Annotated in this window: 23 protein-coding genes; 6 read left to right on the top strand and 17 right to left on the bottom strand. The window is 37.2% G+C overall.

Going from position 1 to position 23,914, the window contains the following annotated elements:
• Positions 1-140: 140 nt before the first annotated feature.
• Complete coding sequence (gene rpmF, locus H9632_RS01065; RefSeq protein WP_008403415.1) at positions 141-314, bottom strand: 50S ribosomal protein L32; 174 nt, start codon at positions 312-314, stop codon at positions 141-143.
• A 23-nt stretch (positions 315-337) separates the two neighbouring features.
• The gene (locus tag H9632_RS01060) at positions 338-871 is read right to left on the bottom strand and encodes a YceD family protein (protein WP_191702281.1); all 534 of its coding nucleotides are present in this window, start codon (positions 869-871) and stop codon (positions 338-340) included.
• Positions 872-1,056: 185 nt separating this feature from the next.
• On the opposite strand from H9632_RS01060, the gene H9632_RS01055 reads away from it, so the two are divergent.
• Positions 1,057-2,265, top strand: a complete 1,209-nt coding sequence (locus H9632_RS01055; RefSeq protein WP_191702280.1) for a nucleotidyltransferase — start codon at positions 1,057-1,059, stop codon at positions 2,263-2,265.
• Between the two features lie 3 nt (positions 2,266-2,268).
• Here H9632_RS01055 and H9632_RS01050 read toward each other — a convergent pair whose 3' ends face one another.
• A complete protein-coding gene (locus H9632_RS01050) occupies positions 2,269-3,318 on the bottom strand; it encodes a SepM family pheromone-processing serine protease (RefSeq protein ID WP_191702279.1) in 1,050 nt (349 codons plus the stop codon).
• 101 nt (positions 3,319-3,419) lie between these two features.
• On the opposite strand from H9632_RS01050, the gene H9632_RS01045 reads away from it, so the two are divergent.
• Positions 3,420-4,298: a hypothetical protein gene (locus tag H9632_RS01045; protein WP_225223639.1), complete on the top strand. Its 879-nt coding sequence runs from the start codon at positions 3,420-3,422 to the stop codon at positions 4,296-4,298.
• A gap of 81 nt (positions 4,299-4,379) precedes the next feature.
• Here H9632_RS01045 and coaD read toward each other — a convergent pair whose 3' ends face one another.
• From coaD to H9632_RS01030, 3 genes are read right to left on the bottom strand one after another with little or no spacing between them, the layout of a single operon-like run.
• A complete protein-coding gene (gene coaD / locus H9632_RS01040; protein WP_191702278.1) occupies positions 4,380-4,868 on the bottom strand; it encodes a pantetheine-phosphate adenylyltransferase in 489 nt (162 codons plus the stop codon).
• Positions 4,865-5,437 carry a 16S rRNA (guanine(966)-N(2))-methyltransferase RsmD gene (gene rsmD / locus H9632_RS01035; protein ID WP_191702277.1) on the bottom strand — a complete coding sequence of 191 codons (573 nt, stop codon included), beginning with the start codon at positions 5,435-5,437 and terminating at the stop codon, positions 4,865-4,867. The genes coaD and rsmD overlap by 4 nt, the downstream gene beginning before the upstream one ends.
• A 24-nt stretch (positions 5,438-5,461) precedes the next feature.
• Entirely contained in the window at positions 5,462-6,877 is a 1,416-nt protein-coding gene (locus H9632_RS01030; RefSeq protein ID WP_191702276.1) for an RNA polymerase II, read from the bottom strand.
• A gap of 52 nt (positions 6,878-6,929) precedes the next feature.
• Here H9632_RS01030 and H9632_RS01025 point away from each other — a divergent pair, with 52 nt between their 5' ends.
• Complete coding sequence (locus tag H9632_RS01025; RefSeq protein WP_191702275.1) at positions 6,930-7,319, top strand: DUF7147 family protein; 390 nt, start codon at positions 6,930-6,932, stop codon at positions 7,317-7,319.
• A 5-nt stretch (positions 7,320-7,324) separates the two neighbouring features.
• Here H9632_RS01025 and H9632_RS01020 read toward each other — a convergent pair whose 3' ends face one another.
• Positions 7,325-7,597 (bottom strand): YlbG family protein, encoded by a 273-nt coding sequence (locus H9632_RS01020; protein WP_191702274.1) that lies wholly within the window; start codon positions 7,595-7,597, stop codon positions 7,325-7,327.
• A gap of 278 nt (positions 7,598-7,875) precedes the next feature.
• On the opposite strand from H9632_RS01020, the gene H9632_RS01015 reads away from it, so the two are divergent.
• Complete coding sequence (locus H9632_RS01015) at positions 7,876-8,784, top strand: glycerophosphodiester phosphodiesterase family protein (protein WP_191702273.1); 909 nt, start codon at positions 7,876-7,878, stop codon at positions 8,782-8,784.
• Between the two features lie 120 nt (positions 8,785-8,904).
• On the opposite strand, the gene H9632_RS01010 is transcribed toward H9632_RS01015, so the two are convergent.
• The 3 genes from H9632_RS01010 to H9632_RS01000 form a co-directional block, all read right to left on the bottom strand.
• Positions 8,905-9,351, bottom strand: a complete 447-nt coding sequence (locus H9632_RS01010; RefSeq protein WP_191702272.1) for a YlbF family regulator — start codon at positions 9,349-9,351, stop codon at positions 8,905-8,907.
• A 59-nt stretch (positions 9,352-9,410) separates the two neighbouring features.
• Entirely contained in the window at positions 9,411-10,880 is a 1,470-nt protein-coding gene (locus H9632_RS01005) for a UDP-N-acetylmuramoyl-L-alanyl-D-glutamate--2,6-diaminopimelate ligase (protein ID WP_191702271.1), read from the bottom strand.
• Between the two features lie 73 nt (positions 10,881-10,953).
• Entirely contained in the window at positions 10,954-12,003 is a 1,050-nt protein-coding gene (locus tag H9632_RS01000; RefSeq protein WP_191702270.1) for a CAP domain-containing protein, read from the bottom strand.
• A 150-nt stretch (positions 12,004-12,153) separates the two neighbouring features.
• Here H9632_RS01000 and H9632_RS00995 point away from each other — a divergent pair, with 150 nt between their 5' ends.
• Positions 12,154-12,510: a YugN family protein gene (locus tag H9632_RS00995; RefSeq protein WP_191702269.1), complete on the top strand. Its 357-nt coding sequence runs from the start codon at positions 12,154-12,156 to the stop codon at positions 12,508-12,510.
• Between the two features lie 93 nt (positions 12,511-12,603).
• Here H9632_RS00995 and H9632_RS00990 read toward each other — a convergent pair whose 3' ends face one another.
• From H9632_RS00990 to coxB, 6 genes are all read right to left on the bottom strand, one after another.
• The gene (locus H9632_RS00990; RefSeq protein WP_191702268.1) at positions 12,604-13,065 is read right to left on the bottom strand and encodes a DUF420 domain-containing protein; all 462 of its coding nucleotides are present in this window, start codon (positions 13,063-13,065) and stop codon (positions 12,604-12,606) included.
• An 82-nt stretch (positions 13,066-13,147) separates the two neighbouring features.
• Positions 13,148-14,062 (bottom strand): cytochrome c oxidase assembly factor CtaG, encoded by a 915-nt coding sequence (gene ctaG, locus H9632_RS00985; RefSeq protein WP_191702267.1) that lies wholly within the window; start codon positions 14,060-14,062, stop codon positions 13,148-13,150.
• A 547-nt stretch (positions 14,063-14,609) separates the two neighbouring features.
• Entirely contained in the window at positions 14,610-14,960 is a 351-nt protein-coding gene (locus H9632_RS00980; RefSeq protein ID WP_191702266.1) for a cytochrome C oxidase subunit IV family protein, read from the bottom strand.
• Position 14,961: 1 nt separating this feature from the next.
• A complete protein-coding gene (locus tag H9632_RS00975) occupies positions 14,962-15,588 on the bottom strand; it encodes a cytochrome (ubi)quinol oxidase subunit III (protein ID WP_191702265.1) in 627 nt (208 codons plus the stop codon).
• Positions 15,588-17,528 carry a cytochrome c oxidase subunit I gene (locus tag H9632_RS00970; protein ID WP_191702264.1) on the bottom strand — a complete coding sequence of 647 codons (1,941 nt, stop codon included), beginning with the start codon at positions 17,526-17,528 and terminating at the stop codon, positions 15,588-15,590. The genes H9632_RS00975 and H9632_RS00970 overlap by 1 nt, the downstream gene beginning before the upstream one ends.
• Before the next feature lie 38 nt (positions 17,529-17,566).
• The gene (gene coxB, locus H9632_RS00965; protein ID WP_191702263.1) at positions 17,567-18,649 is read right to left on the bottom strand and encodes a cytochrome c oxidase subunit II; all 1,083 of its coding nucleotides are present in this window, start codon (positions 18,647-18,649) and stop codon (positions 17,567-17,569) included.
• A 691-nt stretch (positions 18,650-19,340) separates the two neighbouring features.
• On the opposite strand from coxB, the gene H9632_RS00960 reads away from it, so the two are divergent.
• Positions 19,341-20,252, top strand: coding sequence for a COX15/CtaA family protein (locus H9632_RS00960; protein ID WP_191702262.1), 912 nt, complete (start codon positions 19,341-19,343; stop codon positions 20,250-20,252).
• A gap of 225 nt (positions 20,253-20,477) precedes the next feature.
• Here the strand turns inward: H9632_RS00960 and pyc are convergent, their stop codons facing one another.
• Complete coding sequence (pyc, locus tag H9632_RS00955) at positions 20,478-23,912, bottom strand: pyruvate carboxylase (protein WP_191702261.1); 3,435 nt, start codon at positions 23,910-23,912, stop codon at positions 20,478-20,480.
• Between the last annotated feature and the right edge of the window lie 2 nt (positions 23,913-23,914).

The raw sequence follows: 23,914 nt of genomic DNA, 5'->3' as shown, positions 1-23,914 counted from the left end.
TTATTTTTTCAATCTAACATAATAGTAATGGAGCATGATTCGTTTGACAATCTATCCACGCAAAACCATGAATATATAGAAAAAAGACTAGTTAAGAGCCATGGCCTCTTAACTAGTCTTTATATAGCGTAAATACTGAATTATTTCGCTACTACTTCTTTACCTTTGTATTGTCCGCAAGCTTTGCAAACGCGGTGAGATAATTTAGCTTCTCCACAGTTTGGGCAAGCTACCATACCAGGTACAGATAATTTGAAATGCGTACGACGCTTTCTTTTTGCAGTTTTAGAAGTTCTTCTAAATGGTACAGCCATTGATGGCACCTCCTTACAGATATTTATTCATCTGTTTGATCAAAATACTTAGCTAAAGCAGCCAGTCTTGGATCCAATTTTGGTTCGTCAACTTCCTTAGCTTTTTCTACATCTTCATCCGTTGAATAGGCCCAGCCTTTACCGCCTTGCACTTGTCCTTCGGTATCCTCTTTGAATACTTGCATCGGTACTTCCAGAAGAATTAATTCTTCCAGGACTGGTTTCATATCAACGACGTCTCCAATAACATAATGGATATCGCCTTCAATATCCCCGCGATTTTCTTCATCTACCCAACTGAAAATTTCAACTGTATCGATGTTCACAGGAAATTCAACATCTTCCCACGTGCGAGCACATGGAAGCGTCAACGTAGTGCTTACCGTTAATTGACAAGTCATTTGCGATGCACCTAAAGTGCAAAGCCCTTTTACATGAACGGGTGAAACGTTACGTATATCTGTGTTACGAGTTTTTACATCATCCAATTGTACATAAGTATCAATCGGCATTCCGTCTTTTCGAAACTTTGATAATTGATGAATTGACCATTTCATTCGTTAATCACCTCGAGACAACACTGTTGATTATATAGCTTACAAAAAAAGATGTCAAGATAATTTCTTGTCACTCTTTTAAAACATGCTTATAATCAAGTTAATTCTAACATAATGCATTATTACATTCTTTTATAATTGTAATAATGCGAACAAAAATTTATTTTATCGTAAGGAGGAAGTTTATGCAAGCAGTTGGCATTATCGTTGAATATAATCCTTTTCATAACGGGCACTTACATCATGTAAAAGAAGCGAAGTGTACAACAAATAGCGATGTTGCCGTTGCCGTAATGAGTGGTCATTTTCTACAGCGAGGCGAACCAGCACTCGTCGACAAATGGCACCGCACAAAAATGGCACTCGCAAGTGGAGTTGATGTTGTCATTGAGCTCCCTTATATTTTCAGTACCGCACAGGCCACTGGATTTGCTTCAGGAGCTGTTCAACTGTTAGAGGCAATGCAATGTACAACATTAGCATTCGGAAGCGAACAGGGTACCATTGAGCCCTTTCTCAGCACATATCATTTAATAGAGAACAATCGTGCACGCTATAACGAAATTATAAAAGAAAATATTCAACTCGGAAAAAGCTACCCACAAGCACTCTTTATTGCCTACGAACAGCTTAAACAACTTTCCCCAAATGCATACATTGATTTAGGTAAACCAAACAATATTTTAGGGTTTCATTATGTCGAAGCAATAGAGCAGCTTCATTGCTCGATGCGACCTGCTACAGTTCAGCGCATAGTAGCGGGCTATCATGACGCGATTGATACAAATCATGAAATTGCAAGCGCTACAGGTATTCGACAGGCATTATTCAGTGGACAATCGCTCCAGGAAGTTACTAAATATTTACCTTCTGCCAGCACGGATCAACTGCAAAATTGGCTGGCAGAGCATAAGAATTTCGCCAGCTGGGAAAGCTTTTGGCCTTTGTTAAAATATGCTATTTTAAGACATACTCCGCAACAATTAAAACAGTATGCAGATGTATCAGAAGGGCTTGAAAATTCGTTAATTAAATATGCCGCTTCAAGCTCAAATTATATGGATTTCATGAATGCACTTAAATCAAAACGCTATACGTGGACACGTCTCCAAAGGATGCTTACACATATTTATACCGGTGTAACGAAAGAACAGCTCCATGCCTATTCGGAACCCCGATACATTCGTATATTAGGAATGACAACAACAGGACAACAATATATTTCAGGTATTAAGAGGTCACTATCGCTGCCTCTAATAAGTAGAGTCGGAGCGGTTACAGACCCGATATTAGCAATTGACCTACGTGCCACACAAATGTATCAATTAGGCATACAACAATTTTCAAATAAAAAAATAGACGAAGATTATAAAACTCCGCCTATACGTTACTAATTTTTATTTTTTTGGTTGTAGATTTTTCAAATAGTTTAGCGCATCATCTATCGTTTTTACAGGAATAATTTTCATGTCTGAATCGATGGCTTTTGCTGTTTGAAAGGCGACTTCATAATTTGAGGTAATGCTCGGGTTATACTCAAGCATTGCTTCTGTTATGGTATCGTCAGGTGCAAAGAAAATGTCGATGTCTTCTTTATCAGCAGAAACAATTTTTTTCTCAATACCTCCAATTCGTCCTACCGTTCCATCCTCCAACATCTCACCAGTGCCTGCAATTTTATAGCCCTTTGTAATATCTTCGTCGATTAATTGATTCAACAGCTCTAACGTAAACATTAATCCGGCAGATGGACCACCAATATCTTCTGTTTTTACCGTCACTTTCGGATCAGTTTTAATGGATTTACTTTCAGAATAGGTTATTCCGATTCCAAATCGCCCATCTGAGCCGGGGATTTCTTTTATTTCCAGATTTTGATCAATAAGCTTTCCATCACGCTTTACAACAAGATGAACCTTATCTCCCTTAACTTTCGGTGTAATGATAGTACGAAACGTTTCCAAGCTATCAATACGCTCATTGTCTACTTCGACAATTTCATCCCCAGGCTTTAAATGCCCGGCTGCTGCTCCTTCTGCAAGCACATTCAATACGTATAGTCCTTTATATGTTACTTGATAATCAAGCCCCGCTCGGTCAAATGCTACATATGTTGCATTAAACTGCGAATCGGTCATATATTTTAATTGGCGCACCGTATATTCTTCATCGTCTTCTTCTTCCTGGCGCACATCGGTCATTTTAACGACATCATAGTAATCTGTTACTGCCGCCATCGCATAGGATAATGGTGTTGCCTGCCCCATTGCTACAGTCGTCATATAAAATGACCCCTGATCATCCTGATCACCATTCTGAATTGCCAGAAACTCACTTACATTATATGTACCACCCGGTTTTGTAATATAAAAATCCAACCTATAAAAAGATAAGCCCATTAATATAATGAAAAAAATACCGAACGCGTATTTAGCTTTATTTCCCATTTATTATAACGCCCCCAAATTTGTTGAAAGACTAATTCAATCGTCGTCTGCATACAATTAGTGTAGCATTTGAACGAGCGAATGACAAAATATTGAAAAGGATGAAAATTATTTGGACAATCCTTTTATGTATTACACTAATTAGTTTATTATTATTTTTTCCAGAAATAACGCATGAAGGCGCAGATATTGGCATTAACCTATTTATGGAGGCATTATTCCCCTATTTATTACCATATTTAGTATTAACAAATTGGCTTTTGAAATTAACACATTCTCATAAAAACGTATCTTTCCTTGTATTTATACAGACATATGGCATTAGTGCAATTGGTGGGTATCCTACAGGTGCTGCGACAATTACGCAACTCGTGAAGCGTAATTCGATTACCAAAAAACAAGCTGCCTATTTACTAGGAATATGCCATTGTCCAAGCCCACTTTTCTTATTTGGATTTGTCGGTAGTGACCTATTAAATTCCTCTACACTTAGTTGGCAATATTTAATTCTTTTACATAGCTTTTCATTCATTTTGCTGATCATCGTATATTTAAATGTTCCTACTCTTTCCAATGAAGTTCATAGAGTGCCGAAAGATCCTACTCCGTTCACTACGAGCATTCGAGAAAGCGCTCCGACAATATTAATTGTAGCAACAACAATTATTTTTTTCACGACGATTTATCACGTGTTTTTACATAGTGTTGAAGTCGTATTTGATTCAATTCCTACCTATTTGGAACTTGCGATTGCAAGCTTTCTTGAAATGACAAATGGTTTATTTTTGCTTCACCAAAATTTGTATGGGGATATGCTGCTATTTTTTACTGTAGTATTATTAACTACCCAAAGTCTAAGTATTCACTTACAAGTAATCGTCATTGCACGCACTGCCAATATCGCTATTCGCCCCTATATTATGATTAGAGTTCTATACAGCATTGTTATTCCTCTTCTGTTTGCTTTATTTTTTCTATAGAAGAGATTTGGTAGTAAAAGCTTGTGGTAGAGAATTCACAAAAAGAGCTTTTGCGGAGGTTTTTCTCGTCCGCAAAAGCTCTTATTTTTGATTAAATTTTTCTTTTAATGCTTTTTCGACGACAGATGGTACAAGCTCGCCCACTTTACCGCCATACTTGGCTACTTCCTTGACAATACTTGAACTTAAAAACGAATATTGGTTTTTTGACATTATGAAGAATGTTTCAATATTTTCATCAAGCACTCGGTTCATCGATGTAATTTGCATCTCATATTCAAAATCCGAAACAGCGCGTAAACCACGGACAATTGCTTTTGCTTTTTTTTCGCGAGCATAATCAATAAGCAGTCCCGATGATGTTTCAATTCGAATATTCGGCAAATCTTTTGTAACTTCTGTTATTAATGCGGTACGCTCTTCAATTGAAAACAATGGGTTCTTTGAAGAATTATTCAATACAGCAACATATACAATATCAAAAACATCTGCTGCACGACGGATAATATCAATATGGCCATTTGTTATTGGGTCAAAACTTCCAGGTACTACTGCAATTTTCTCTGTCAAACGATTTCTCCCTCTTCCTCTACATGACGATAAATTGAAATGATTGTACTACCATAAACTTCCTGTCTCACTAGGTTGAATACACCATATCTTTCAGGCAATGTCACTTCTCTAGAATGTTCACACATAATGATGGCATCTTTGGACAATTTTCCGCCTTCTACAAGTGTTTCCACTAAATCATAATATTCCTTTTTATGATAGGGAGGATCTACGAACAAATAGTCAATTACGATATCTCTTTTTAGTAATGCTTTTACCGCACGCATTGCATCTGTTCTAAAAAGTTCCGATATCTCTTCATAGCGGCATTTTTTTATATTTTCCTGGAGCACTTGAAAAGCTCGTGCATCCTTCTCGATAAATAAAGCATGCGCAGCCCCGCGACTTAAAGTTTCAATTCCAAGTCCACCACTACCTGCGAATAAATCCACTGCTGTACCACCATCAAAAAACGGTCCAATCATATTAAATATGGATTCTTTTACTTTATCTGTAGTAGGACGTGTCGTATTTCCCGTAATCGCCTTTAAAGGCATACCTTTTCTGTTCCCTGCAACAACGCGCATGATTTCCACCAAACTTTCTGATAACTAATTTCCAGGTGCCGTAATTGTAATACGTTCCTCCGACTTTTTTAATTCAACTAAAAATAGACGCTGCAACCATGACTCTTCAATAAAGTACTGTCCCGCAACTTGTTTAACCGGTAATGAAACCGTATTGTAACGTCTTTGGTTGAATACATAGAATCCCGAGTCATTCGGGAATCGGAACGCACGAGTCTCACTCGTAACATAATACCCATTTTCACCAATACTCACATCATAACCTAAATGTTTTAATAATGAATCTGCAGAATAAAGAACTTCGGCATCTTTTAAAACGACTTGAATATCGGATTGTTTTTCCTCGTTCACATAAATTTTTCTTGGGTCATTAAATAAAAATGGGTATGGTTGATTCGTTTGGGCATTCATCGTTAAATATTTTGTTGAAGCACCTAAAACTTCAGACAATAGTGCATCCAATGATTCCGTATTCAAGGTTTTGCCTTCCATTTCACGTAAACGCTCTTTCCACTCTGCCAACTGATCATCCGTCATTTGGGAGGTAATTGTCGCAGAGACATATTTCGTTTTTTCACTTCCGAATACTGTACCAGTTAAAAATGATGCGACCATCTCTTTTAGCCAATGTGGACTTTCTCCAAAATCATAATTTGTTTCAACCTGAGTAATAATGACTTTTTGCTGTACTTTTTCTACGGTTATATTTGGCAAAAAGAGCATACGAGATCCTTCTATACCGTCTACATTTGTACCGTTAATAACAGCCAAATGCTCTTCACTTATAAATTTCACATTTTGCAGTTTTTCGTAAAATCCTGGTTTTAATGGGGTTTTTGAATAGATGGATAAAGCACCTATCTCATTTTGCAATCGAAATCCGCCATCTTGCCAGAATAAATCTTTAACAGGACCTTCCCCACTGAACATGGAATAGTTGACTAAGGATAGTTTTTGCTCACCAATTAACGGTAAGCCTGTTACCCATTGACCTTCAATTTCCTGTTCTGTTGTAATATGTACAGTTGAAAATTGAACATTGCCATTTTTTAATGTGGCTAATACATTTTTCATTAATTTCCGCGACTGCAGTCCATTCTCCAATGGAATAACGTAGGAAATAGATTGTGCCCTAGTTTCCCCTTCTTTAAACTTCTTGGAATCCTCACTTAAGCGCGCACAGCTATGTTCATTTTCTATAAAGCAATTCGGGTTAATAGAGTTTCTCGGCCATTCTATTGTTAGCTCTTCTTTCGGCAAATTTTTGAAATGTTGTCGAATATCCAAGCTTCCCCCACGATATACTATTTCAATTTCCTGTGAATACTTGTAGCCTTTATCTACACTCCCCACTTCATCTGAATAAACTTGGAACTGCATAAAAAGTACAGTTCCAATTAAAATGGCTAAAAACGAAAAAATACTTACGGCAATTTTCAAGTGCCTATCCTCCTGCGTCATGATACTATTGTAAAGAAAGGATGTGCTATAATTGATTCAACAATTTATCGAACTAGGTCAAGGCTACGGAGATATTTACGAGCTTTGTGAACTGATTAAAACAAATGAGACCCGTTTCCATAACGCGTTCGTTTTTACTGCGAACCATGAGGGTGTTTCTGTTGCTTCACTTGCCGTTGCATTTAAACCATCAGGCGAAAGCAAATTCATGCCAATTTATATTTGCCGCGAAGGGATCCCTTATAATGAGGAAAAACTTTCAAAGCGAATCCAAATATTTAAACAAACAATCCAGGCAGCTGGACAACAGGAAAATATCCTCGAAATTAAACACTCATCTATTTTTTCGGAAAAAAATCAATTTTATCAATACCTAATTGGCATTTTACGATTAAATCATTATATACCACCTATGCAATAAGCAATTTATAATCCAATTTTATAATCATACTCTTTTGCTTTATCAGGCTTTGCATTTTCAAATTCATTTTTTACAAATGGACGGTATGATTCTACAACGTCTTTCACAAACGGAAGACGTTGTAGTTTATTTTTCAGCATTTCGATTTCATCTCGGTTGCAATAAATTACAACATACTTTAATTTTCTTGAGATGAAATTTACATGTCCATACTTTCTTAACGACTTCGCGTGCTTTAATTGATGAACGTATATAATTAACCCTTGTCTTTCATTCATGGAAAACTCCCCATTTCTACTATAAAAAAATTTATATTTAGCCAATTCATACAACAAATTTCTACAAATTCCCTCTGTTTTTCTACCTTCTTATCCAATAAAAGCATACCAAATGTACAATTTGTTAGCAACAGAGTTTAGACAGTTGCACGTATTTTCCGTTATAATGGAAAATAGTAGCGTGTCATAAACACACTATACTATTCTAAGATTTCAACACCTTATTTTTTGCACATAACTTACAATTAACAATGTACGGTTAGAGGAGGACGAATTTAATGGGAAAGAAAACAAAAGTTGCTTTAGCAATTGCTGCGGCAAGTGCAGCGGCATGGGCAGGAACAAAAGCGATTTCGAAACCACAAAAGCGTGAATCAAAAGAAGCATTGCAATTTGAACGTCCAATTATTATCGCACAACACGGTGGAGCAGGTTTAGCACCTGAACATTCTTTGCTTGCCTTTGATCAAGCAAAGAAAATTGGTGTCGATGGTTTTACAGTCAGTGTCCGTCTTTCAAAAGATGAGGAAATTATTGCTTTTCATGACGAAACTATAGATCGTACAACAAATGGCTCCGGTTTTGTGAAAGACTTTACATTCGAACAACTAAAAGAATTTAATATTGGCTATAATTTCGAAGATTTACAAGGTACATTCCCTTATAGAGAACAGCATGTTGCTGCAGTTACGTTACGTGAATTATTTGAAGCCTATCCGGACAAGTTGTTTATCGTTAACATTCAGGATAGTCCAGATACGTATGAAGGAAGTTTAATGCCTTCTAAACTATGGCGCTTAATAGAAGAATTAGATATTCAGTATCAAATTATCGTTTCCAGCCCTTATAGCGAACAAATTGACCGTTTCAATCTGTATGCACAAAATCGCATCGCTCTAGGTGCAGGCGAGGGGGATATCAAAAAGGCAATGACTTCTTTTACAAGTCAATTCGGACATTTGTATCATCCGAAAGTCGATTTATTTGTAGTCCCTCTTAAACAGGGAATGTTCAATTTTGATTCGACTCGTTTTGTAAAGTTTTTATCGGAATTAAATGTACCAACAATCTATAGCGATATAGATGATCTAGTGACGATGAACCGCCTTCTTCGTCAAGGTGCTATGGGAATTGTAACAAACCGCCCGGATGTAGCAGAAGTTTTAATTCAAAAAATTTCACAGTAAGACTGCTTAATAAATTCGTTAAAGTTTACCATGTATATTGCTTTAATGGGCTTCAATGATTAACTTTATTTTAAAACACAAAAGCTCCCGTTTTTTTACGGGAGCTTTGTGTTTCTATTGTTAGGCCGAACAAGAACACCCTCCACCTGTGCCACAACCTGTGCCACAAGAGGAACTACTAGCAAAAAAGGGATTGCTTACCGGAACTTTAACGGCTTCCGAAACGGAGCGTCCGATAATCAGGCTGATTTCATCCAATAAATCCTGAAAATCATTTTCTGCAACCTTGAGTGTCGCAATCTGTTCGATCATATCAATCCGACGCTTTTCTGTTCGGATTTTTTTCATAATTGTATTGTAATCAGGATGATATTTGCCAAAGCGCTCTACATCCTCATATTGATCTTTTAAACGTTGAAAGGCCATAATTTGTGCGCTTAATTCTATATCCTCATATACCGCCTGCTTTGCAAGGCGTAAGTTTTCGGCTTGTTTAGAGGAAAGGATCATCGCACTTAATTCATCGACCTCATCTAAAATAAAAACCCAATCAGAAGTCATGAGCATTTGTTTATTCCTCCCATCTCACTTTAATCATAACAGAAATGAAAGGAAAATCAATGTTGTTAAACCCGCTTTTCTAGTTGTTTTACCATTTCCTGGACGAACACCTTATCTGAAAAATACTTTTGTTTATCACCAATTTGTTGAGTTTTTTCATGACCTTTTCCTAATAAAACAATTGTATCTCCAGCTTCTGCATAGTTTAATGCATGCTCAATCGCTTCTTTTCGATTCAATCGTTCAATATAGGATTGCGTTGAAGAAAAGCCTTGCCGAATTTGCTTATTAATGAGCTGCGGACTTTCATCACGCGCATTGTCTGTTGTTAAAATAATATAATCGGCATATATAGACGCGATCATTCCCATCTTCGGACGTTTAGCTCGATCCCGGTTTCCTCCACAGCTAAATACAACAATTAATCTACCTGTCGTATGCTTTTTTAATGTCTGTAAAATCATCTTCATCGCATCAGGTGTATGGGCATAATCTACGATAATTGATATACCTAATTGGTTTTCTACCCGTTCGAATCTACCTTCTGGTAATAGTAGTTTTTGAGCCGCGTTGCAAATATCCACCAATGGGAAATCCAGTTGGTTCACACAAGTAATGGCAGCAAGTACATTACTGCATTGATAGTCTCCTACTAAAGGAATATTCACAATATGCTTTTCTTTTTTATGCTGAATACAACATGTAGTGGATGACGGACCGTCGACCAGTGTTTGCAAAAAATAATCGACATGGCTCCCTTTCCCAAAGAAAATACGCTTTCCTTTAGTTGCTAAACCGATTGAACGACAAACACTATCATCACTATTAATAATATTTCTTTTCGCCAAAGTTGCTAAAATTTGCTTCGACATTTTGTATCGTTCAAAGCTTCCATGGTCTTCAATATGATCTTCCGTTACATTTAGGAAAATGCCAAGATCAATATCACAATAATCCAATCGATGTTTTTCCAACCCTATAGAAGATGCTTCTAAAATGACGTACGGAATATCGAGACGGATTGCTTCACTGAACAAAAAATGAATATTTTTTGCTTGCAGCGTAGTTAATGATTCCATATCCGGGTAGTATTTTTCCCCATCTATAAAAACCCCATTTGTTCCAATTACCATTGCTCTGTTATTAAGATTATTCAAAATTTGTCCTATAAAATGTGTGACAGTCGTTTTACCATTTGTTCCTGTTACTGCAATCACTTTTAAGGCTTCCGCAGGGAAGTTATGCATTTTTGCACTTGCATAGGCTATAAAACTTAAACAATTTGGCACCCATATTATCGGAACAGATAATTCAGACGTATTAAAATACGCTTCATCATCTACGACTACAGCAACCGCCCCTTTTTCCAACGCGCTATCAATAAAAGAAATACCACTCGATTTATTTCCCTTTCTTGCTATAAAAATATCTCCAGGTAAAATATGGTTGGCGTTATCTTCCACTCGATTTATTTCCACTCTAATGGAGCCCTTCATAGTGCAAGGCCAATCTTTAATTAATTCTCCAATTTGCACGGTTTCACTCCTTACCATACTTTATGAAGACAATAAAAAAACGCTACAAATGCAGCGTTTAATTTTCATTATTTTATTTTTGTTCAACATAAAGTTGTGTAAAGTAATTTAAATAAGCACCCGAACCAATATGCGTAAATTGCTCATCTGTTAGCAATGCCCGATGCTCTTTGGAGTTTAGCCACCCGTGCAACACCTCGATTGCATCTTTATAATTTGTTGCAACATTTATCCCGTGCTGGTTATATTGCTGTTGCAATTCATTTAGTTGCTGCTCTATTGAGTTTTCACCATTCGTAGAATGCGACTCCATCGTCTGCAAAAACATTTCCTCGCTGTTTTCACTAGCTAATGATGATAGACTATCCAGCGGCAATAATACTGGTAAATTATATTTTATGCGAAATGAATTAGCCAAGTCAGTCAATTGCCTTCTGTTGGCCAAATTTATATCAATCTGCTTATAGCTTGATGGTGTACTTGCCTCGTAAAGTTCCCCAAAAAATTGCATTTCATAAGGTTTATGCAATACAAGTGTTTCTCCATCCAGAAAACGGACACTATGCAATTGTTTTGTAATGTCATCTATGTATAATTGGGCATATAGATCATCGTATTTTACTAAAATTCTATTATGTAAATCCTGTTCATTCATTGCAAAAATATACATATTTTCATCAATCTCCACAGTTACCTCCTGCCCAAAAACAGTTGTCCGATAAATTTCTTCCAATGTTTGTCCTATTACAAACGGACTTGAGTGAAAGCTCATGTTGTTCGTATAGATTTGATTAACTCTATTATCTTTTATACTGACCATTAACAACCCATTCTTTAAATTATAAATCCACCATTCATAGCCAAATTCTGATTGATCAATGCGATTTGGTCGATTGTAGGTTTCCAGGATATCATTCGGTGTTTTGCCGATAAAATTAGAAATCCCTGATGCGGGACGCGGTTGATATTCAAGATCTCTCTGCTGGCTTTCTACATCCGCAATCGGTTTTGTTATGACAGGCGGTCCTTCCAATAATTCCGTTTGTGGTGAGTTACCCTCTGTATAATAGACAAGAATAACAAGACACGTCGCTACTATTAATATTTGAAACATCACCTTCATAGAAGTCCCCCATAACACTATTTTACTTAGTATAATTATACCAATTTTGGTCACGATGACACAATGTTGTCATTGCATCGATTACCATTTTGTTCTATTATTAAATTTGACCATATACTTATGTATGTTAGGCAAAAGGAGGATTATGAAATGTATTTTGAAGACACACAACTCGAAAATGTAAAGGTTGATCAAGAAGTTTTAACGACAGTAATGGGCAAATTCGGTTTAGAGTGCCATGGTGCATGGGATTATGACCGTATGGCATTTGATCGTTGTTATGATGTACGTGAAGGCCGTTTTTATTTACGTGTTTTTTGTAACGCAGTATCAGGTGACGTAGGTGCTCATAATGCCACTTTAAACATTAACAAGCCTGCAATTGGAAAATACTATTATCCACATGGCGTTGAATACACTGATGAAGTATTCCCTGGCCATCTTGTAAAAGAATGCGAAAAAGTATTGGCAGATGTTCGAAGAGAGCTTGCTGCATACGGTATATAATCCTTTTAAAAAGCTGGCAAATATCCAGCTTTTTTATTTTGGATTAAATACAAAAAAGTTCCTATACAAAATACTGTATAGGAACTTTTTGAATTAGAAGCCTAAAATGGCTTTGAATACAGAAGTTGTTTCTCCACCTTCATATATAATATACAACAGTGAATATACGGCCACACCTGTAATAGCTACGAAAAACCAAATAATACTTGTAATCGGTCCGATACGGCGATGCAACTTCAGGTTATTCTTAAAACCAGAAAGTAAGCTCGTAATTCCAAACACTGCCCCCACTGTTGCTAAAGTGATATGGAAAATTAAAAAGAATGTATAATATCCTTTTAATTCATCTGGACCACCGAAAGCTGTGTTACCAATGAATACTGTACGTGATGCGTAGATTATAAAGAAAATCAAAGCTGATGCACCAGCTGCCATCATCACTTTTTTATGTGCTTCTATATTTCTTTTTGCAATTAATACCCAACCAATTGCAACGAGCACCGCACTGATGACGATAAACGCTGTGCTTATTGTCGGTAAAATAGGTACATTCATTTTCAAATCCCCAATCTAAATAATATGTCCAATATAAATCCAATTATTTGATGCTTCCAACATGTATAAACAGTTTACCATGCTATTGATATCGAGTTCTATTTTGGAACTCTTTTAAAGCATTTTCTGTAATTTCCTCTGGATTTTTACGTTCTGTATTCCACCATCTACGGAAAATCTTAAATAAAATAACTCCGAAAATAATTTCCTGAATTATTTTCATCAATACACCGCCTACTTGCTGGTCACTTATTAAATCCATATTCGAGAATAACTCTGGCCCTGATAACGTAAGCCCTGACAATGTTGTAGAAGGTACACATAATTCCATTGCCTTCAGCCACATATCACTATCGCTATATGTACCATACATCGGACTTGTAGCAAAAATAATAAGTGCACATGCAGGTGTAATTAAAACCGCATTCGATGCAATGTAAGCTAATTTATTCATATTTTTCATTTCATGCTGACCCTCTACATTATTTAATAGTGGCCAATACATAAAAATAGCGGAAATAAATAAGATCGATGTATACGCTAAATGATAAAGCTCATTTAGTTTTATCGTGTCAAAAACAGATGGTAAATGGTAAACCGAAAATAGACCAATAAATACTACAATCGAAACTAATGGTTTAGTGAAAACCTGAAAAATTGTCCGGATAATTGGTGCCTCCACGACTACCTTCCAAACCCACCAAGGAATTCCTTTTATAAATAGGATCGGAACTAATAATAATAAAAATGCCATTTGCACCATATGCATTGTAAACATAATATGGCCAAGCAAATCAATAGGAGATCCTTTAATAATATAAAAAGAAATGATTCCAAGAATGAAGTATACTGCCTCGTTTTTCTTTAAAGGTTCACTTTCTTTAAATTTACCTTGCCACTTGACTGTTATTAAAAAATAGAAAATTGTTATGAATAGTAAGCCCACCAATAAATAGGGACTCCATAATGCTTGAAAACCAAATATACTTATCGGCATATGAACCGCTCCTTTAACCTCAGTAACTTCATTATAGATGGCAACTTCTCCAACATCAATGAAAGAACTATGACAATTGCTTGAAATTAAACATGTTTTTTTAATATTATTTATAATAAAAAATTAGTTCATCACCATACGTAGGAGATGACAAAATTGAAAAACAAGATTTTCCAATTAAAACCATTCTGCTGCGCTGTGGGGAAAAGGCGTTGAGGCATGTGTTTTTGAAGTTCGAGTCTGTTGTACTACGTTCCGTGGTAGTCTTTCCTTGCAATGAAAGCATCAGCGACAGGAGTAACCCATTTTCCGTGCACGCTTAATCGCCAAGGAGTCCACCCTATACTTCGCATAACTCTTTTCATTGAAGGAAGTATTTTGGCAGCTCACCCTTCACTCCGCGTCACTCTGCTTTGGTATAAAGTGAATTTCTGCAAAAATAAAGATATAAAACATAGTATTTCCGCTCTCCGCGCCTCGCGATAGCGCAAGCGGCTTGAGCCAAAAAATAAAAAAACGTCCTTAGCTTTCGCTAAGGACGCCTGGTTTAGTAATTGCCCCACCAAATAATTGTTGTAAACGCTACGAAGAACGTAAACGCAATAAAGGCTGCACTCCAAATAAAGAATTCAATTACGCCAACCATATGAGTTGAACGATCTTCCAAGTGCATAAAAGCATATAGTTGCAGCACCACTTGTATTCCAGCTAACAATAAAATAATTGGAATGATAAAAGTTGGTGAAAAATCTGCTAATACAGCAGCAAACGCGATAAATGTTAAGAAAATCATGATCGCAAAGTTTACTACTTGTTTACGCATATGAGCTCTTGAATGAGCTTTATCATATTCATATTGTGCCTGAGTACGTACTTCTACATGAGTTTCGTGTCCCATATTATCCCAACACTCCCATCAGATATACTACTGTAAAGATGAATACCCATACAACGTCGATGAAATGCCAGTATAGAGAAGCGGCAAAAAACTTCGGTGCATTGTATAAGTTTAATCCACGACTACTGTTACGGATGATTAAACCTGTAATCCAAACTAAACCAATGACTACGTGAAGCCCATGCATCCCTACAAGTGTAAAGAATGCAGAGGAGAATGCAGATTGTGTATAACCAAATCCAATATGCACATAGTGGTAAAACTCGTAAATTTCCAAGCATAAGAAACCTAAGCCTAAAAGAACTGTAATCCCCATCCAAGTACGAACACCTGAATAGTTGTAATTTTTCATATGGTACATTGCATATACCGATGTCAACGATGATGTTAAAAGCAGCATTGTCATAATAAATGCTAACGGTAATTCATATAGATCTCTTGCCGCGAACTCCATACCTGCTGGACCGCTATCTTTAAGTGCGATATATGTAGCAAATACACTCGCGAATAACACTGTATCCGATGCAAGGAAAATCCAAAGTCCAACTAACTTGTTTTTCCCTTCCAATGTAGCTTGTTCAGGGTGTTTTGGCCAAGTTTGTGGAGTAAATTTTTGATTAATATCCATTACTTGTTACCCCCTTTTTTACCTGTTGCACGGTAGTTAGCTAAATCTGCTTCAATGCTTTCAATTTCGGCAACTGTTACATGGAATCCTAAATCATCTTTGAATGAACGAATAATCATACATGCAATAGTTAAACCTAATCCACCAATAATCAATGCTAATGAAACCACTGCTGGAGCACCTGTAGCTGTACCTGCTTGCACTTGATCACCCCATGGGCTATATAACGCACCAAATGCAGCAATCATCGTACCAATTGACATAATGAACGGTAAAATTGAATTGTTTGGCATATGAATTTCACCTAGTGGCTCTGCATAGACCATACCTTCTTTGTTACCCTCTTCTTTTTCAATCCAATAAGGATCAAATCCACGAACAAGTGGAGTTTGTTTAAAGTTATAGAATGGCAGTGGAGTTTCGATTGCCCACTCAAGAGAACGACCATCGCCCCAGTAATCACGACGGTTAACCGGCTCTGATTTAATTGATAATAATACATCGATTACTAATATTATTACCCCGATACCCATCATAATAGCACCGATTGATGAAATAAAGTTGAATAAATCCCAACCTTGACCACCCATGTACGTGAATACACGACGTGGCATACCCATTAATCCTAAGAAATGCTGTACGAAGAACGTTAAATGGAAACCAATAAAGAATATCCAGAAAGTAAGTACTCCCAGTTTCGGATTCAACGCACGGTTAAACATAATCGGCCAGTAGAAGTGTGCTGAACCGAATAATGCTGTTACGATACCACCTACAATTACATAATGGAAGTGGGCTACGATAAAGTAAGAATCATGTAATTGGTAGTCAAGTGGTGCAGTTGCCTGCATTACACCTGTTACCCCACCCGCAACGAATGACGGGATGAAACCAAGTGCATAAAGCATTGGTACTGTAACTTTAATTGAACCGCCCCAGATAGTAAGAATCCAGTTGAATACTTTCATCCCTGTCGGAACAGCGATCGCCATTGTTGCAACAGCGAAGATTGCGTTCGCAGTAGCACCTAAACCTACTGTGAACATGTGGTGAGCCCATACCATGAACCCTAGGAAACCGATTAAGATTGTTGCGAATACCATTGAAGAGTATCCGAATAGACGTTTACGAGCAAACACTGGAATAATCTCAGAGAATAGGCCAAATGCTGGTAATACTAAAATATAAACTTCAGGATGACCGAAAATCCAGAATAAATGCTCCCAAATAATTGTGTTACCACCCATTGTATGATCGAAGAAATTTGCTCCGAACATACGGTCAACTAACATTAAGAATAATCCACCTGTAAGTGGAGGGAAAGCGAATAAGATTAATGAACTTGAAACTAAAGTAGTCCAAGTAAATAGTGGCATACGCATAAACGTCATACCAGGTGCACGCATCGTAATGATTGTTACGATAAAGTTAATACCTGAGATTAACGTACCCGCACCAGAAATTTGTAGACCTAAAATATAGAAATCAATACCATGGCCCGGTGAGTATAAAGATAATGATGCATACGAAGTCCAACCTGCATCAGGTGCTCCACCTAAAAAGAATGATAGGTGAAGGAATACCGCACCAATAAAGAATAACCAAAATCCTAATGAGTTTAAAAACGGGAATGCAACGTCACGCGCACCAATTTGAAGTGGAACGATCGCGTTCATAAATGCAAATATAATAGGTGTTGCTGCTAAAAACAGCATCGTTGTGCCGTGCATTGTTAATAATTCGTTAAATAGGCCTGCAGAAATGAATGTACTTTCTGGGAACATTAATTGAATACGCATAAGTAACGCTTCAAATCCTGCAATTGCGAAGAACAGTGTACCGGCGGCTAAATACATAATGGCGATCTTTTTATGATCGACCGTTGTTAAATAGTCCCATACATGTGCCCCGAAGCCCTTTTTCTGTGTAACAGAGCTCACAACTTTAACCTCCTTCAAAGTTTCTCTCTCGTTTTAAATTACTTTTCAACTGTTAATGTCATTAAGTACTCTGAAATTGCTTTTGCTTCTTCCGGAGTAACATTATATTTACCAGTCATTAAGTTACCTGGTTTTAGTTTTGATTCAGGCTCCATACCATCCATAATCCATTCAGTAGTATCTTCTACCGTATGATCCATGAAACCAGCTACGCGGTTACGGTCACCAAATGTTGTTAAGTTAGGGCCAAGACCATTACCGGCAACTGCCGATACTGCGTGACATCCTAAACAAGAGTTAGCAAATGTTGCTTCACCAATATCAGATGATTCTCTATCTGCTGTTTGGCCTTCTGTTGCTTGCATTGCTGTTACCCAAGCATTAAATGCTTCTGGCTCAAGCGCTTTTACTTTAAAGTCCATTAATGCATGGGAAGGACCACATAATTCAGCACATTTACCGTAGAATACGCCTTCTCCATCATTTAAGCCTGCAGACTCTTTATCAAACTGTAAATAGAATTTGTTAATGCCATCAACGTTTGTATCCATCTTACCGCCTACTGCAGGAATCCAGAATGAGTGCTTAACGTCAGATGCGATTAGGTTGAAGTATACTTTTTCTCCAGTTGGAACTACTAATTCTTGAGCTGTAATAATTCCTTGGTTTGGATACTCAAACTCCCACCAATATAACTTTGCCGTTACATTTACTGTAAGTGCAGTTTTATTACCTTCTTCGTCTACCTCATCCATTGCAGCTACATCTGCAAATTTATAAGTATAGGTTAATGTCGGTACAGCTAAGATTATTAATAGAATAATCGGAATAACTGTCCAGATAACTTCCAATGTGTGGCTACCTTCCACTTGCTTTGGCATATGGTTTTCGCCAACTTTTGTACGGCGGAATTTGAAGAATGCTACTAAATAGATAGCCGAAACTACAACTACTACTAATGTCATAATCCAAATAGATAATATTAAAATATCTAATTGCTCTTTACCGACCGCACCTGCTGGGCGAAGAGTTGAAATATATTCTTCACCACATGCTGAAAGGAATACTGTCATTACTGTTAATAGCGAAAATAGTCGCCATTTTTTAAGCCCTTTCATCATAGCTTATTAAACCCCTCTTTCTTCATTATATTTTCATGTGCAACCGGGACTGAATGTTTATAAGTCCCCACATGCCGGCAGCGAATCATGCCATCTTTTACAAAATTTCGCCTACGTATGAGGAAGGATATTGTAATTTTGGTTACACCTTTACCTGCTGTCTTCTTCACTTAGCGAATCTTTCTCACGTACTATTGGCATGGCGAGAAGCGTTTTAGACTATTTAACTTTTAATCTTCATTTAAGTCTTCACTGGTTTTGATTACCAATTTCAATCTATAAGTGCAAGAAAACTTATTAGAAGTATTATCGTTAAAGCTATAGTGTTACATGCACTATGGTAAATGTGTCCAATATATTACTACTCCTTTCAAATTTGTAAGCATATTCCGCTACCATAACTATATCTAAATTTGTATCGGATTTCTACACGTTTCGAGAAATTTCAAATTTCACCATGCCAAACAGGTCGAAGCGTACAGAAATCTAAAACAACATCTTTATAGTAATGCATTTTCTGCCAATATTTGTGAAGGATAGGAGACGAATTTATGAACAATTTGTGAAAAAATGGATACGTTTACATTACAAACCTTGATAGAAGTTGTATTTTTAACATTTTTTCGCTATCATCTAAAACTAGAGACGCTCTTTGTAGCGACCTGAAAATTAAAGTAGGTGGGCTCACTATATGCATCAAAAATATCATAAGTTTTTAAAATGGTTTGCTGTATTGTCTACACTCGGTATGCTACTCATCCTTCAAGGAGGAGCACTTGTTACAAAGACTGACAGCGGTCTTGGGTGTGGAAGAAACTGGCCTGACTGTAATGGTTCGTTGATTCCCAAAGAAATAACAACGGAAGTATTAATCGAATTTTCACATCGTCTTGTTACTGGATCTGTATCAATTTTCATTTTAATTTTAGTTGTTTGGACGTGGCGTACTCTAGGTCATATTCGTGAAGTAAAATTATTAGGCTTTTTAGCAATGTTCTTCTTAGTTCTCCAAGCGTTAATTGGTGCTGCCCAAGTTCTTTGGGGTCAAGGCGACTTTATATTAGCGTTGCATTTCGGTATTTCATTAATCTCTTTTGCTGCGGTTCTACTTCTTACATTAATAGTATTTGAGGTTGATAAAAAATTTGATGCTGACCGCTTATACATGAGCAAGAAATTAAAAATACATACAATATGCGTTACTTTATATTCATATATAGTTGTATACACGGGTGCTCTAGTGCGCCATACTGATGCAAGCCTTGTATGTCCAGATTGGCCATTCTGCCGAAACAATCAGCCATTTGCGTTGCCATACAATATGTACGAATGGGTTCAAATGGGTCACCGTTTTGCAGTATTACTATTCGTTATATGGATTGCGTATATTGCCATCCATGTCATTAGAAACTATAAACAGCAACGCGTTATTTATTGGGGCTGGATTATTGCCCTTTCAATTGTTATTTTACAAGTTATCGCTGGAATGCTTGTAGTACTTTTAAAGCTACAGTTGTTTGTATCTTTAATGCATTCTTTATTGATTACCCTATTATTCGGATTATTATGTTATTTAATTATGATAGTTTCAAGATCGAAGTAGAAAAGAAACAGAGATTAGTAGGACTAGTCAATTTTAAAATAAAAAGCGCCGCAAATTTTTGTTCTGAAATTTGCGGCGCTTTATTATTTTTTTATGTACTCATTGAGGGCGGACCCTCCCGAAAAGTATGCTTGAACCTAATCCCCCATACGTAAAAAGAGAAATTGCACTGTGCAATTTCTCTTTTTATCTGAACTAATTATAAAGTAGCGCTATCACTATTAATTACTCTAATTCTATTAATAAATCACCTGTTGAAATAGCGTCGCCTGCTTTAGCGTACACTTCTTTTACAATACCATCTTTTGGCGCCTGTACTGTCGTTTCCATTTTCATTGCTTCCGTGATTAATAAATGTTCGCCGCGTTTAACTGAGCTTCCTTTATTCACCACAACTTTTAATACCGTTCCGGGCATTGTTGCGCCTATTTGATTAGGGTTGGAAGGATCGGCTTTTAACGCAATGCTGCCATCTACTTCAACTGTTAAATCCTGAATAACTAGCTCACGGGATTGACCGTTCATTTCAAAATAAAGTACGCGTGTACCATCATGTTGAGGCTCGCCTATTGAAACAAGTTTGATAATAAGTGTTTTTCCTTTTTCGATTTCTACTTCAATTTCTTCACCCAGCCTTAAACCATATAGGAATGTTGCTGTGTCGAGTACAGAAATATCACCGAATGATTCTACCGCTTGCATATATTGCTCGAACACCTTCGGATACAATGCATATGCCAGTACATCTTGTTTGGATGGTGTACGTTCGAACTTTTCTGTTAACTCCTCTGACAATTTATCAAAATCAACCGGTGGCAATAGCTCTCCTGGTCGCACCGTTATTGGTGTACGGTCTTTTAATACAACTTGCTGAATTTCCTTTGGGAATCCTCCATGTGGCTGACCTAAATAACCTTGGAAAAATTCAATTACAGACTCAGGGAAGTCGATTGTTTGCCCACGCTCAACAATATTGTCTTCTGTTAATTCATTTTGGACCATAAATAATGCCATATCGCCAACAACTTTTGAAGAAGGCGTTACTTTTACGATATCACCAAACATTAAATTTACGCGAGAATACATCGATTTCACTTCATCCCAACGGTCGCCTAGCCCTACAGCTTTTGCTTGCTGCTGCAAATTACTATATTGGCCACCAGGCATTTCATGTACATAAATTTCAGAATGTGGTGCATTCATACCGCTTTCAAAATCAACGTAGTATTTACGTACATCTTCCCAATAATATGATAGCTTTTCCAAGCTTTCAATATCGGCTCTTACATTTCGTTCTGAACCTTTCATCGCATAGTATAAGGAATTGGCACTTGGCTGTGATGTTAAACCAGCCATAGAACCTAAGGCTGTATCAATAATATCTACGCCCGCTTCGATTGCTTTTGCATATAAATAAATTCCATTCCCGCTCGTATCATGTGTGTGCAAATGTATTGGTAGACTTGTAGATTCTTTAAGCTCTGAAATCAGGCGATATGCAGCTTGTGGTTTAAGTAAACCTGCCATATCTTTAATCGCTAAAATATGCGCACCTGTTGCTTCAAGCTCTTTTGCCATATCTTTATAATATTGAACTGTATATTTTGCACGGGAATCATCTAAAATATCTCCTGTATAGCAAATCGCCGCTTCTGCAACTTTTCCGCTATTACGCACTTCATCAATTGCTACTTCCATGCCCTTAATCCAGTTTAGTGAATCGAATATACGGAAAACGTCCACTCCAGAAGCTGCTGACTCCTGAATAAATTCACGGATTAGATTATCCGGGTAATTCGTATACCCGACTGCATTTGCTCCACGCAATAGCATTTGGAATAAAACGTTTGGAACCTTTTTGCGTAATTTTTCTAACCGGTCCCATGGATTTTCGCTTAAGAAGCGATATGCTACATCAAATGTTGCACCGCCCCACATTTCAAGCGAGAAATAGTTATGCATTAAACGTGACGTTTCATCCGCAATTTCAAGCATATCCTGTGAACGCACACGTGTAGCAAGCAGCGACTGATGTGCATCGCGGAATGTTGTGTCTGTTAAAAGTACATCTTCCTGCTCTTTAATCCATTTCACTAGTCCATCCGCGCCATGGGAATCCAAAATTTGCTTTGTTCCAGAAGCTGAAGGTATTAAAATATCCACTTTCGGCTTTTCAGGCTGTACAAATATTGGCTTCGTACGTTTCTCAACACCTGGGAAACCATTCAATGTTACATTGCCGATATAGTTTAATAGTTTTGTTCCACGGTCTTTGCGTTCCGGGAATTCAAATAATTCAGGCGTTGTATCGATAAAGCTCGTATCAAATTCGCCTGATAAAAATTTATTGTGCAATACTACATTGCCTAAAAACGGAATATTCGTCTTAACTCCACGAATACGGAACTCGCGCAAGTTACGGTCCATTTTTGCTGCTGCTTCTTCAAACGTCATACCCCACGTTGAAATCTTAACCAACAATGAATCATAATATGGTGTTACAACAGCACCTTGGAAACCATTCCCAGCATCTAAACGTACACCAAAACCACCGCTTGAGCGATATACCATCAACTTACCTGTATCTGGCATAAAATTGTTTGCCGGATCTTCTGTCGTTACACGAGATTGGATTGCGTATCCGAATAGTGGAATTTTATTTTGTGCAGGTACGCCAACTTCCTTCGAGTGCAGGTTACGCCCTTCTGCTACTTTAATTTGAGCATGTACAATATCAATTCCGGTAATCATTTCTGTAATTGTATGTTCTACTTGAATTCTCGGATTTACTTCGATGAAATAAAATTTATCATCCGCTACTAAAAATTCCACAGTACCTGCATTAATATAATTTACATTTTTCATTAATTTAACAGCTGCTTCACAAATCTCGTTGCGCAATTGCTCCGAAATCGAATTGGATGGTGCGATTTCAACAACCTTTTGATGTCGTCGTTGAATCGAGCAGTCCCGCTCATATAAATGCACAATATTACCGTGTGTATCACCGATAATTTGCACTTCAATATGCTTCGGCTTAATAATTGCCTTTTCTACGTATACTTCATCTGAGCCAAATGCTGCTTTTGCTTCTGATTTTGCTCGTTCATAGGACGATTGAAGCTCTTCTTTCGAGGTTACTAAACGCATTCCACGCCCACCGCCGCCAAGAGCTGCTTTAATCATAATTGGGAAACCATAATTTTCACTGAATTTCTCAACTTCTTGTAAACTATCTACAGGCCCATCTGTACCTGGGATAACAGGAATATCAGCAAAAATTGCTTGTTCACGAGCTTTTACTTTATCGCCAAACATATCAAGGTGTGCCGAAGTAGGACCGATAAATTGAATGCCTTCTTCTTCACAACGTCTTGCAAAAACAACATTTTCAGATAAAAATCCGTACCCTGGGTGAATTGCATCCACATTCGCATCTTTAGCAATTTTCAGGATGCTTTCAATATCCAAATATGCATCAATCGGCTTTTTCCCCATGCCGACAAGATAAGCTTCATCCGCTTTATAACGGTGATATGAACCACTATCTTCACGTGAATAAATCGCTACCGTCTTAATATGTAATTCATTACATGCTCGTAAAATACGAATGGCTATTTCGCCCCGGTTTGCAACTAGAATCTTTTTAATCGACTTCATTT

The organism is Solibacillus merdavium (assembly GCF_014836935.1).
GTDB classification, from domain to species: Bacteria; Bacillota; Bacilli; order Bacillales_A; family Planococcaceae; genus Solibacillus; species Solibacillus ferritrahens.
Note: the sequence above shows the minus strand (reverse complement) of the source record. Positions and strands in the feature narration are given on the sequence as shown.

Excerpts from the sequence above, each read along its gene's own strand:
- H9632_RS01000 (WP_191702270.1), bottom strand. The coding sequence starts at position 12,003 with ATGAAGGTGATGTTTCAAATATTAATAGTAGCGACGTGTCTTGTTATT.
- rpmF (WP_008403415.1), bottom strand. The coding sequence starts at position 314 with ATGGCTGTACCATTTAGAAGAACTTCTAAAACTGCAAAAAGAAAGCGT.
- H9632_RS00995 (WP_191702269.1), top strand. The coding sequence starts at position 12,154 with ATGTATTTTGAAGACACACAACTCGAAAATGTAAAGGTTGATCAAGAA.
- H9632_RS01060 (WP_191702281.1), bottom strand. The coding sequence starts at position 871 with ATGAAATGGTCAATTCATCAATTATCAAAGTTTCGAAAAGACGGAATG.
- coxB (WP_191702263.1), bottom strand. The coding sequence starts at position 18,649 with ATGATGAAAGGGCTTAAAAAATGGCGACTATTTTCGCTATTAACAGTA.
- ctaG (WP_191702267.1), bottom strand. The coding sequence starts at position 14,062 with ATGCCGATAAGTATATTTGGTTTTCAAGCATTATGGAGTCCCTATTTA.
- H9632_RS00980 (WP_191702266.1), bottom strand. The coding sequence starts at position 14,960 with ATGGGACACGAAACTCATGTAGAAGTACGTACTCAGGCACAATATGAA.
- H9632_RS00990 (WP_191702268.1), bottom strand. The coding sequence starts at position 13,065 with ATGAATGTACCTATTTTACCGACAATAAGCACAGCGTTTATCGTCATC.
- H9632_RS00960 (WP_191702262.1), top strand. The coding sequence starts at position 19,341 with ATGCATCAAAAATATCATAAGTTTTTAAAATGGTTTGCTGTATTGTCT.
- H9632_RS01050 (WP_191702279.1), bottom strand. The coding sequence starts at position 3,318 with ATGGGAAATAAAGCTAAATACGCGTTCGGTATTTTTTTCATTATATTA.
- H9632_RS01010 (WP_191702272.1), bottom strand. The coding sequence starts at position 9,351 with ATGCTCATGACTTCTGATTGGGTTTTTATTTTAGATGAGGTCGATGAA.
- H9632_RS01045 (WP_225223639.1), top strand. The coding sequence starts at position 3,420 with ATGAAAATTATTTGGACAATCCTTTTATGTATTACACTAATTAGTTTA.
- H9632_RS00975 (WP_191702265.1), bottom strand. The coding sequence starts at position 15,588 with ATGGATATTAATCAAAAATTTACTCCACAAACTTGGCCAAAACACCCT.
- H9632_RS01020 (WP_191702274.1), bottom strand. The coding sequence starts at position 7,597 with ATGAATGAAAGACAAGGGTTAATTATATACGTTCATCAATTAAAGCAC.
- pyc (WP_191702261.1), bottom strand. The coding sequence starts at position 23,912 with ATGAAGTCGATTAAAAAGATTCTAGTTGCAAACCGGGGCGAAATAGCC.
- H9632_RS01015 (WP_191702273.1), top strand. The coding sequence starts at position 7,876 with ATGGGAAAGAAAACAAAAGTTGCTTTAGCAATTGCTGCGGCAAGTGCA.
- rsmD (WP_191702277.1), bottom strand. The coding sequence starts at position 5,437 with ATGCGCGTTGTTGCAGGGAACAGAAAAGGTATGCCTTTAAAGGCGATT.
- H9632_RS01055 (WP_191702280.1), top strand. The coding sequence starts at position 1,057 with ATGCAAGCAGTTGGCATTATCGTTGAATATAATCCTTTTCATAACGGG.